This is a genomic window from Enterobacter sp. CGMCC 5087 (genome assembly GCF_003144775.1).
In the GTDB taxonomy this organism is placed as follows: Bacteria; Pseudomonadota; Gammaproteobacteria; order Enterobacterales; family Enterobacteriaceae; genus Enterobacter; species Enterobacter cloacae_M.
In genome coordinates this window covers 1-9,511 of sequence record NZ_QFXN01000199.1, presented here as the reverse complement: position 1 = coordinate 9,511, position 9,511 = coordinate 1, and the positions used below count along the sequence as shown (strand labels likewise).

The following is a 9,511-nucleotide window of genomic DNA, read 5'->3' as shown; positions in this document are numbered from 1 at the left end:
CATAATCGGCCGCACATCCTCGACAGCCGCTTCGCGTTCGGCCGGGGTCACGGTGTGGCGGTTTTTGCCGTAGGCCGCGCGCATCATGTCGGCGTCGGCCTGCATGCGCCGCGCCATCAAATCTTTATCCAGCATGCGCATCGGGTTCACGCCGCCCTTCACCATCGGGTAGAGAAAGCGGAAGCAGGCGTCGTCGCTCACCTTCTGAATGGCGGCGGTCTGCTCCATGTTGATGGTCATGTAGTTCACCACGTTGGCGTCCGGGGCGTTTTGCAGGCGCGACATCTGCAGATGCAGGATCTGCGGCTGGATGGTGTCGATAATCTGCTGCTCCGGCTCGCCCGCTTTTTGCAGGGCGGCCATTTGGTCGAGGATGCGCTGATGCAGCGCGGGCTCCTGCTCCTTAATCACCTGCCAGGCGGGCATCGCGTTGAGGGTGGTATCAATCTGGTGTTCGGGGGCACGCTGCTTATCGAAGAATACCCAGAACGCCACGGCGGCAGCCGCGACGACGACAATCACAATACGGGTCCACGTTTTATTCATCTCGCATCCTTATCCTTGAGTTATGCCGGTTTACACCGGCACGCCGCTGTGGAAGCGAAACTCGTGGTCCGGTGTCGAGATAAGTGTGGCTTCAATTTCGCCAAAAAGCTTTATGCGCGGTGAGATATCGTCGTCGCTCACCTGCCGGGCAAGCGTCAGGTAGTCCTGATAGTGGCGCGCTTCCGAGCGCAGCAGCGAGAGATAGAACTTCTGCAGATCGTCGTCGAGGAACGGGGCCAGCGCGGCGAAGCGTTCGCAGGAGCGGGCTTCGATGTAGGCGCCGCAGATGAGCTTGTCGATCAGCGTCAGCGGTTCGTGGGTGCGCACTTCCTTCAGCATCCCTTTGGCGTAGCGGCTGGCGGTGATTTTGACGTACGGAATGTCGCGGGCCAGCATCGCCTCGCGCACCTGCCAGAAGTGGTGCAGCTCCTCCTTAATCAGCAACACCATGCTGTCAATCAGCGCCTGGCCCCACGGGTCGTCGGTTTTGGGCATCACGCTTTTGCCAATCTGCCTGTGCAGCGCGATGAAGTCCGGCTCCGGGCCGTCGCGGAAGGTGAACTGTTCGTAGGGCTTGAGCCAGTCGAGCAGCGCGTCGGCACCGCTTTCGTCGGCGACGTATTTACGCACCAGCAGCAGCGCGGTCTGGGCGGCCTTGAGCTCGCACACCATGTGGTCGGTGAGCAGCAGCGGCAGGTTCGCCGGGTCGCGGGCTTTATCAATCCATGCTTGCGGGGTCGGGCACTGGAGGAAGTTGAGTACGGGGGCGAGTATCTGCGGGTAATCCATGGTTCTGCCTTGAAAAAGCGGTGGCGCGCGCCACCGCCTGAATCACTTAGTGACGCACGCCGTCGTCGTCTTCGTCGACGTAATCTTCGTCGTCGCCTTCTTCGCCGTCTTCACCGTTCGGATCTTCGAAGTAGGTTCCCCAGCCGTCGTATTCCACTTCAAACTTCTCCGCCAGGTTCATCAGCTGTTCTACCTGCGCGTCGATAAGCTCCGCCTTCAGCGCGCCTTCACTCAGGATGTCGCAGCAGATGACGGTGTCGCCCTCTTCCACTTCCAGCTCTTCCGGCTCGGTCACTTCGTAACCCAGCTTAAAGGCTTCCACGGCCAGTTTTTCCAGCGCGTCGAAATCATCCGCAGAGAAATGGTGCTCAATGGTGTACAGCGCGTCCGGATCGCTACCGTCTTCCAGCAGTTCTTCAATAATCAGACGCGTCTCTTCGCGTTGCTCTTCCAGGTGTTCCGGGTTTGCCATGGCTCAATCCTCTTTAAAGTGCGGCAGATACTTCTATTTTCACACACGGACGGGTTTGCCTCCACCTTTGTTGGAAAGATTTGTGAAACGGGGTTGCAAATGAATAATTACACATATAAAGTGAATTTTAATTCAATAAGTGGCGTTCGCCATGCGAGGATAAAATGTCCGATTTATACAAGAAACACTTTCTGAAACTGCTCGACTTTACCCCTGCACAGTTCACTTCTCTGCTGACCCTTGCCGCACAGCTCAAAGCCGATAAAAAAAATGGCAAGGAAGTACAGAAGCTTACCGGTAAAAACATCGCGCTCATCTTCGAAAAAGACTCGACCCGTACACGTTGCTCTTTCGAAGTTGCCGCATTTGACCAGGGCGCGCGCGTCACCTATTTAGGGCCGAGCGGCAGCCAGATTGGGCATAAAGAGTCAATTAAGGACACCGCGCGGGTTCTCGGGCGGATGTACGACGGCATTCAGTATCGCGGCCACGGCCAGGAAGTGGTCGAGACGCTGGCGCAGTATGCGGGCGTGCCGGTGTGGAACGGGCTGACCAACGAGTTCCACCCGACCCAGTTGCTGGCGGACCTGCTGACCATGCAGGAGCACCTGCCGGGCAAGGCGTTTAACGAGATGACGCTGGTCTACGCGGGCGACGCGCGCAACAACATGGGCAACTCGATGCTGGAAGCGGCGGCGCTGACCGGGCTGGATCTGCGCCTGGTGGCCCCGAAAGCCTGCTGGCCGGAAGAGAGCCTGGTGGCGGAGTGCAGCGCGCTGGCAGAGAAGCACGGCGGGAAAATTACCCTGACGGAAGACGTGGCGGCGGGCGTGAAGGGTGCGGACTTTATCTATACCGACGTGTGGGTGTCGATGGGTGAAGCCAAAGAGAAGTGGGCGGAGCGGATTGCGCTGCTGCGCGGGTATCAGGTGAACGCGCAGATGATGGCGCTCACCGGCAACCCGAACGTGAAGTTCCTGCACTGTCTGCCGGCGTTCCATGACGACCAGACCACGCTCGGCAAGCAGATGGCGAAGGAGTTCGACCTGCACGGCGGGATGGAGGTGACGGACGAGGTGTTTGAGTCGGCGGCGAGCATCGTGTTTGACCAGGCGGAAAACCGGATGCATACGATTAAGGCAGTGATGGTGGCGACGCTTGGGGAGTGATTGACTCCTCTGCGGTCTGATGCCCTCACCCCGACCCTCTCCCACGGGGAGAGGGAGAAAACCCAGCCCGTAGGCCCGTGCAAGCGAAGCGCCGCCGGGCGGATCAGGCGACGATGCGGCCTGATGCCCTCACCCCGGCCCTCTCCCACGGAGAGAGGGAGAACACCCTAAAAACGACAACAGCGTTATCGTCTGGCAGAGAAATACATTTTACTGACGCTTTCTCAGATACGCATTAACCATAATAGGTATTTATCTTTTTATTAACCATTATTTACTGAGTAGATAATGGTTAATATCAGGTCATTATCAATTACAAAACACCGTATATTATCGGCGTAATATTTCCTTATTACTGCATTTCATTAATAAGGATGATTGTATGTCATGGAATAAGCACGAGGCTGTGTCTTATGCTCGCAGCCACGCGCACCATTACAGCACGGGTTACTGCGCTCGCGCCGTAGCCGCGGCTATCCGCGCCGGAGGATTAGAAATTAATGGCGCTGATGCAAAAAACTTCTGGCGCTCTCTTGAGAAAGCAGGATTCAGCAAGGTGTACGGCACCCTCATTGAGGGCGATGTTGCAGTCATTGACGCATTACCTGGTGCGCATCAGAACGGGCATGCATGCATCTATGACGGTTCGGGTACCTGGTATTCAGATTTTAAACAGAATAGTCTTTATCCCGGCCAGAGATATCGGAAGATACAGCCAAAAATCACCTTTTACAGGCACTACTGATATGAAAAGCACCTTACTTCTTTGCTGCCTGTTTTCTTTCTCTGCTATGGCCGGCCATTCTGACCCGATTGAGCGTGCTGTAAAATTTAACAGCTGGTACGTAAATCAAATCAACAAAGACGTATTTCCCATTACTGATGGAAACGAAATAGATAAATATGTCACAGCATCAACAATGAAAAAACTCCGTCACGCGCAGGATCCTCGCTATGCAGACGAAGAGTTTTACGAGGCCGATATATTTTTAAAAGCGCAATACGTCGGCGATGATTGGCCGCAGAATGTAACAGCCATAGCCGGGGATACCGATCCAGTCTGCGTCAACGTATACATTGCATTCGGTAAAAAGCAGGACCACATAGTCATAGACTGCATGGTTAAAGAAGACAACTTATGGAAGGTACAGTCAGTTTCTGCTGTTGAATTTTCAAGAAATCTGACTATACCGAACTGAGCCAAACGACGTACCGGCAATAATATTGATACTGCGCGCTCTTTTTGCCGGGTGGCGCTGCGCTTACCCGGCCTACAAAACCCGTAGGCCCGTTCAAGCGCAGCGCCGCCGGGCGAATCAGGCGACGATGCGGCCTGATGTCCTTTCTCCCGCAACCCGCTCTACTTAATTGATTTTTCACCCCGAAAAAGGTACGTTTTCGCCTTAATTCCAGCGTGGACATGCCAGCATTATGCCGATTATTCAGTCTGTTGAACGTGCGTTGCAGATCCTCGACCTGTTCAACGAGCAGGCCACCGAGCTTAAGATCACCGACATCAGCAAACTGATGGGGCTGAGCAAGAGTACCCTCCACTCGCTGCTGAAAACCCTGCAGCTTCACGGCTATATCGATCAGAACCCGGAGAACGGTAAGTATCGCCTCGGCATGAAGCTGGTCGAGCGCGGCCATTTTGTCGTGGGCTCCATCGATATTCGTCAGAAGGCGAAAGGCTGGCTGACGGAGCTGTCCCAGCGTACCGGGCAGACCACCCATCTGGGGATCCTGGACGGGCGTGAAGGGGTTTATATCGAGAAGATTGAAGGCAAGCTGGCCGCCATCGCCTATTCACGCATCGGCCGCCGCCTGCCGGTTCACGCCACCGCCATCGGCAAGGTGTTGATTGCCTGGCTGGGCGAGGCCGAGCTGAACGCCCTGCTGGAGGGCTATCAGTACACCACCTATACCCCTTCCACCCTCGCCTCTCGTGAAGCGTTAATGACCGCCCTGACGCAGACCCGCGAGCACGGCTACGCCCTGGATAACGAAGAGAACGAGCAGGGCGTGCGCTGCGTGGCGGTGCCGGTGTGGAACCACGAATCCCGCGTCATCGCCGCCCTGAGCCTGTCGACGCTCACCTCCCGCGTTGACGACGCCGAGCTGGCCCGCTTCCGCGAGCAGCTTCAGCAGGCCGGGCTCGCGCTGTCACGCGCGCTGGGCTACCCGGCCTGAGCCGTTATGCCGGCTCGTAGGTGAAGTAGTCGAAGTCCGCGTGGCAGCCGTCGCCGCTGATGTCCTCGCAGTGCAGCCCCACAAACGCGCCGGTAAAGAAGCCGCGCCCGCCGATGTAGTCGTCCGACAGCTTCCACGCCTCATACGTCACCGGCACGGCGTGCCACGTCTCGCCGTCGAACGAGTAGCTGTAGCGGTAAACCAGCGTATCCACGTCCACGCGTAGCCAGACGCTCTCCGCATGTTCCGGCACCGGAATGGGCTGCTCGTGCAGCGGCCACGACGGCACGTTGTGGTCGAGCTGGATCACCTTGATCGTTCTCCCCTGCCCCTCCTCGAAGTCCACAAAGCAGTAGCTCCAGTTTTTGCTGTTATAGTAGCAAGTCAGCCCCGCGCTCTGCTGGAAGTGGACCGGCGAGAACTGCATCCGCGTCTCCGCCCGGAAGACGAAGTGCTGCCAGCGGCGCGCCACGGTCGACTGGGTAAAGGTGGAATTAAGCGAGTCGTTGCCGTAAAGCCGTAAGTAGCCCGGGCGCGCGGTGAGCGAGCCGAGGGTGTCGTCGAACGGAACGCGCAGGGTCTGCAGCTCCGGGTCAAGCGAACTGGCGTCGAAATCGTCCCGCCAGCCGTTCTGAACGGCTGCAGGCTGTTCCACCACCTGCGGGCCTTTCACGGTCAGCTGCGCGTGCTTGCCGCCTTCCACGTACGGCCAGCCGTCGCGCCATTCAATGCGGGCGATGCCGGTCTCGCGGCCCAGCGGGCAGTAGCCGCGCCCGCCGGAGGCCAGCAGCGGCACGCCGGGCAGACGCAGCGGGCGGCTGGTGAGGTAGGCCATGTACCACTCCCCCGTGTGGGTCTGCAGCAGCGAGCCGTGACCGCTCTTCTGCAGCGGGTTCTCCGGCAGGTGCCAGCTGGTCATCATCGTCACGTCCGGGTGCAGCTCGTACGGCCCGTCGATATTTTTGGAACGCAGCACCACGACGGCGTGCTCGTAGCTGGTGCCTCCTTCGGCGACCATCAGGTAGTACCATCCCGCGTGGCGATACAGGTGCGCGCCCTCGGTGTAGCAGAGCGGCGTGCCGGTAAACAGGGTTTTGCGCTCGGGCGAGAGCGTGCCGGTCTGCGGATCAAACTCCTGCATCACGATGGTGTTGTGCGGGTTGCTGTGGTGGCGCGGCCCCCACGGGCGGTAGAGGTAGTACTTGCGGCCGTCGTCGTCGTGGAACAGGGACGGATCGAACCCGCCGTTGCCCATCGGGATCGGCTCGCTCCACGGCCCCTCAATGGACGGCGCGGTGACGAGGAAGTTGCGGCCGTTTTTCCACGGCGAGTCGACAATCTTCACGTCGGTGTAGAGTAGCCAGAATTTACCGTCGGCATAGCTCAGGCACGGCGCCCAGATGCCGCCGGAGTCCGGGTTGCCCTTCATGTCCAGCATCGACACGCGGTCCAGCGGGGTGCTGACCAGCGACCAGTTTTTCAGGTCGCGGGAGTGGTAGATGCGCACGCCCGGGAACCACTCGAAGGTCGAGGTGGCGATGTAGTAGTCCTCGCCCTGGCGGCACAGGGACGGGTCCGGGTTGAAGCCGGTGAGTATCGGGTTAGTGATTTGCATAGTGCCTCCGGTTAATGGGATGCGGCTGTCGCGGCGTCGGGAACGGCCTCGCCCTGCGCCGCGCGGTGCTTGATCAGCTGCTGGCTGATGGCCTCCACGCGGGCGTCGGTGAGCTTGTAGAACGACAGCATGATGAACATGCCCGCGTAGAGCACTACCGGCACCACGCAGAACAGAATTTTGATGGTGGTGAGCACCTCGACCGGCTGCACGCTGCTGCTGGCGGAGTAGTTCACGTACGCCAGGATCCAGCCCACCACCGCCCCGCCAATCGCCAGGCCAATCTTCAGGCTGAACAGGTAGGTGGAAAACACCAGTCCGTCGAGGCGGCGACCGCTGCGGCTCTCCTCGTAGTCCACCACGTCAGAGGCCATCAGCCACTGCAGCGGCGTGGTGGTGTTAAAGACGAACAGGAACAGGATGTTGAGGGCAAAAATCAGCGCGATATGCTCCGCCGGGGTGACGAAAATCAGCAGACTAATCAGAGAGTAGGCGACGATGATCCACTTGAAGGCGGTGACGCGGTCAAAGCGGCCCAGCAGGCGGGAGGAGCAGAGCGAGCCGAACATGGTGGCGAGGCTGCCGTAGAGTAAGAACTGGGTCGCCATCTCCGGGTGATCCATCACGTATTTGACGAAGTAGAGCGTCGCTCCGCCGCGCACCACGTTGGAACAGGTCGCCATCATCTTGAACGCGCACATGATGCGCCACTGGCCGTTGCCCAGCAGCAGCCTGAGATCTTTCGCCACCGACGAGCCAGGCTGCACCTCAAAGGTGTAGCGCTCTTTGGTCGTGAAGAAGCAGACGTAGAGCAGCACCACGCCGCTCAGTCCCAGCACGCACATGGCGCCGAAGTAGCCCACCTGCTCGTCCCCTTTGCCGATGATGCTCACCAGCGGCAGCGCGATGCCGCTGATAGCGAGCGAGCCCGCCGCCGCCAGGAAGAAGCGCCAGGACTGCAGGGCGTGACGCTCTTTCGGGTCGGCGGTGATGACGCCCGGCATGGCGCAGTAGGGCACGTTAACGAAGGTGTAGACCAGGGTCAGGAGAATGTAGGTCACGCAGGCGTAGATGATTTTGCCCTGCGCGGAGAAGTCAGGCGTGTAGAAGGTCAGCACGCAGACGATACCGAACGGGATGGCCCCCCACAGCAGGAACGGGCGGAACTGACCGTGCCGCGTGCGGGTGCGGTCTACCAGCAGCCCCATCAGCGGGTCGGTGACGGCGTCGAGCACGCGGGAGACCAAAAACAGCGTGCCCATTATGCCCGCCGACAGGCCGAAGACGTCGGTGTAGAAGTAGGCCAGCAGGAACATCGTGGCCTGCCAGACGAAGCCGCAGGCGGTGTCACCCAGCCCGTAGCCCATTTTGTCTTTCATGGTTAATTGCGTCATCAGAATTACACCCTTATGTAGTGTGCTGAATTACAACATCGTGTTAATGGAGTGTAATGAGCCGCTCAATTAACCAGCAATGGTCATATCTTATTTCCTAATTACGTTATTTTGCTTTTGTGACGCCAACGATATATCTCAAACTATTGTTTATATTATTAAATAACAGAAAAAGAAAAGCCGTCCGCGGAATATTTCCCGCAGACGGTTTTATCTCTGAAAATAATTAAATGCCGAGCGCTTTTTTACCGGCGTTAATTACCTCAATGATTTTATCGGTGTCATAAATACAGCCTTTCCAGGTGCCGCCGCTCACCGACTGCAGTGCCGCCCACAGCCGGGTATCGTCCGGCAAAAAGTCGTGGGCGTGCAGATCCGGGTGCGTCTGCCGCCGCGCCAGCTCGTGCGCGCCCTCTTCCGGCGTCAGCGGGTTGTCCGCGGTGCCGATAAAGTTCACGCAGCCCGTTAACGTCAGGCGGTCGACGGCGATCTCGATGATGTCGTTATCGCGCAGCTTGCCAATCGGCCCGCCCGCCAGCGCCTCCGGCGACACGTGGCCGAAGCAGGCGCCCGTCGACACGCCCGAGAAGCGCGCATCGGTGATTAACGATACCGTCTTGCCCCACGAAATATGCTTCAGCGCGGAGGTAAGCTGGTAGGTCTCTTCCATGCCGGTGCCGGACGGCCCGCCGCCGATCACCACCATGATATCGCCCTGCGCAATCTCTTCCCGCTTGATGGCCCCGATCGCCTGCGCTTCCGAGACAAACACCCGCGCCCGGCCGGTGTGGCGGTAAACGCCATCTTCACCGACGACCGACGGGTCGATCGCCGTGGCCTTGATCACCGATCCTTCCGGCGCGATGTTGCCCGTCGGGAAGCAGACCGTCGAGGTCAGCCCTTTCGCTTTTGCCTTCTCCGGCGGCAGGATCACGTCATCCGGCTCCACGCAGTCCTGCTCGCGCAGGCACTGGCGGAAGCGCTTACGGCGCTCGGACGCCTGCCACCAGTCAAGGTTTTCGCCCACCGTCTGGCCGGTCACGGTCATGGCGTCCAGGTGCAGCAGGCCGAGGTCGCGCAGGTGGAGCATTACCTCCGGCACGCCGCCCGCGAGGAAGGCGCGCACGGTCGGGTGATAGTCCGGGCCGTTGGGCAGCACGCTGACCAGGCGCGGCACCCTGCGGTTGACGCGCGTCCAGTGTTCAACGTCCGGGATTGTGCAGCCCGCCGCGTGGGCGATGGCCGGAATGTGCAGCAGTAAATTGGTGGAGCCGCCGAACGCCGCGTGGATCACCATCGCGTTTTCGATGGCTTTGTCGGTGAGGATATAGCGCGT

The 9,511-nt window shown here is 59.2% G+C and carries 9 protein-coding genes and 1 pseudogene; 4 read left to right on the top strand and 6 right to left on the bottom strand.

Translation table 11 applies throughout. The features are described 5' to 3' along the window. The 3 genes from DEO48_RS16410 to rraB form a co-directional block, all read right to left on the bottom strand. On the bottom strand, positions 1-546 hold a 546-nt coding region (locus tag DEO48_RS16410), incomplete at its 3' end, for a topoisomerase II (RefSeq protein WP_109845744.1). A 30-nt stretch (positions 547-576) separates the two neighbouring features. Further along, positions 577-1,335, bottom strand: coding sequence for a tRNA isopentenyl-2-thiomethyl-A-37 hydroxylase MiaE (miaE, locus tag DEO48_RS16405; RefSeq protein WP_032639800.1), 759 nt, complete (start codon positions 1,333-1,335; stop codon positions 577-579). Positions 1,336-1,381: 46 nt separating this feature from the next. Further along, positions 1,382-1,807 (bottom strand): ribonuclease E inhibitor RraB, encoded by a 426-nt coding sequence (gene rraB / locus DEO48_RS16400; protein WP_029739283.1) that lies wholly within the window; start codon positions 1,805-1,807, stop codon positions 1,382-1,384. Positions 1,808-1,906: 99 nt separating this feature from the next. Here rraB and argL point away from each other — a divergent pair, with 99 nt between their 5' ends. From argL to xynR, 4 genes are all read left to right on the top strand, one after another. Beyond that, positions 1,907-2,002 carry a putative translational regulatory protein ArgL gene (argL, locus tag DEO48_RS26980; RefSeq protein ID WP_213328991.1) on the top strand — a complete coding sequence of 32 codons (96 nt, stop codon included), beginning with the start codon at positions 1,907-1,909 and terminating at the stop codon, positions 2,000-2,002. Next, a complete protein-coding gene (gene argF, locus DEO48_RS16395; RefSeq protein ID WP_023299201.1) occupies positions 1,972-2,976 on the top strand; it encodes an ornithine carbamoyltransferase in 1,005 nt (334 codons plus the stop codon). Before argL ends, argF begins: the two co-directional genes overlap by 31 nt. A 500-nt stretch (positions 2,977-3,476) precedes the next feature. Continuing rightward, positions 3,477-4,175 carry a DUF3828 domain-containing protein gene (locus DEO48_RS27340; RefSeq protein WP_309136825.1) on the top strand — a complete coding sequence of 233 codons (699 nt, stop codon included), beginning with the start codon at positions 3,477-3,479 and terminating at the stop codon, positions 4,173-4,175. Positions 4,176-4,407: 232 nt separating this feature from the next. Continuing rightward, positions 4,408-5,166: a DNA-binding transcriptional repressor XynR gene (gene xynR, locus DEO48_RS16380; RefSeq protein WP_109845742.1), complete on the top strand. Its 759-nt coding sequence runs from the start codon at positions 4,408-4,410 to the stop codon at positions 5,164-5,166. Between the two features lie 4 nt (positions 5,167-5,170). Here the strand turns inward: xynR and DEO48_RS16375 are convergent, their stop codons facing one another. From DEO48_RS16375 to yagF, 3 genes and pseudogenes are all read right to left on the bottom strand, one after another. Beyond that, a complete protein-coding gene (locus DEO48_RS16375; RefSeq protein ID WP_109845741.1) occupies positions 5,171-6,781 on the bottom strand; it encodes a glycoside hydrolase family 43 protein in 1,611 nt (536 codons plus the stop codon). Between the two features lie 11 nt (positions 6,782-6,792). Further along, positions 6,793-8,175 carry an MFS transporter gene (locus DEO48_RS16370; RefSeq protein ID WP_109845740.1) on the bottom strand — a complete coding sequence of 461 codons (1,383 nt, stop codon included), beginning with the start codon at positions 8,173-8,175 and terminating at the stop codon, positions 6,793-6,795. Positions 8,176-8,401: 226 nt separating this feature from the next. Further along, positions 8,402-9,511 (bottom strand): annotated as a pseudogene (yagF, locus tag DEO48_RS16365) (xylonate dehydratase YagF); the annotation flags it as partial.

Excerpts from the sequence above, each read along its gene's own strand:
- miaE (WP_032639800.1), bottom strand. The coding sequence starts at position 1,335 with ATGGATTACCCGCAGATACTCGCCCCCGTACTCAACTTCCTCCAGTGC.
- rraB (WP_029739283.1), bottom strand. The coding sequence starts at position 1,807 with ATGGCAAACCCGGAACACCTGGAAGAGCAACGCGAAGAGACGCGTCTG.
- argL (WP_213328991.1), top strand. The coding sequence starts at position 1,907 with ATGAATAATTACACATATAAAGTGAATTTTAATTCAATAAGTGGCGTT.
- argF (WP_023299201.1), top strand. The coding sequence starts at position 1,972 with ATGTCCGATTTATACAAGAAACACTTTCTGAAACTGCTCGACTTTACC.
- DEO48_RS27340 (WP_309136825.1), top strand. The coding sequence starts at position 3,477 with ATGGCGCTGATGCAAAAAACTTCTGGCGCTCTCTTGAGAAAGCAGGAT.
- xynR (WP_109845742.1), top strand. The coding sequence starts at position 4,408 with ATGCCGATTATTCAGTCTGTTGAACGTGCGTTGCAGATCCTCGACCTG.
- DEO48_RS16375 (WP_109845741.1), bottom strand. The coding sequence starts at position 6,781 with ATGCAAATCACTAACCCGATACTCACCGGCTTCAACCCGGACCCGTCC.
- DEO48_RS16370 (WP_109845740.1), bottom strand. The coding sequence starts at position 8,175 with ATGACGCAATTAACCATGAAAGACAAAATGGGCTACGGGCTGGGTGAC.